Source organism: Xenorhabdus santafensis (assembly GCF_033949405.1).
Lineage (GTDB): Bacteria > Pseudomonadota > Gammaproteobacteria > Enterobacterales > Enterobacteriaceae > Xenorhabdus > Xenorhabdus santafensis.
This window is the reverse complement of the sequence record NZ_VCDN01000314.1, coordinates 1-231: the sequence shown is the minus strand read 5'-3', so window position 1 is coordinate 231 and position 231 is coordinate 1. Positions and strand designations below refer to the sequence as shown.

The following is a 231-nucleotide window of genomic DNA, read 5'->3' as shown; positions in this document are numbered from 1 at the left end:
GTTAAAACGAGATAGCGGCGTAAATCAATAATTTTGTCAACATGCTCATTCATAACCGGACACTGATCTTCACAGTTACGGCACGTTGTACAAGCCCAAATCTCTTCTTCTGTAATAACATCTCCGATTAAACTCGGATCGTAAGCGAGCGTTGTAGCCGCTGATTCTTGTTGTCCTTTTCCAGCTGCCATCATCGCTAACTGATTTCCTTGTGTATTATTGAAGGCAACT

1 protein-coding gene is annotated in these 231 nt (G+C 42.0%); it reads right to left on the bottom strand.

What is annotated here, in order from left to right; translation table 11 throughout:
• Positions 1–194 (bottom strand): 4Fe-4S dicluster domain-containing protein (locus FE392_RS22625; RefSeq protein ID WP_319931927.1); only part of this gene is annotated, 194 nt, incomplete at its 3' end.
• Between the last annotated feature and the right edge of the window lie 37 nt (positions 195–231).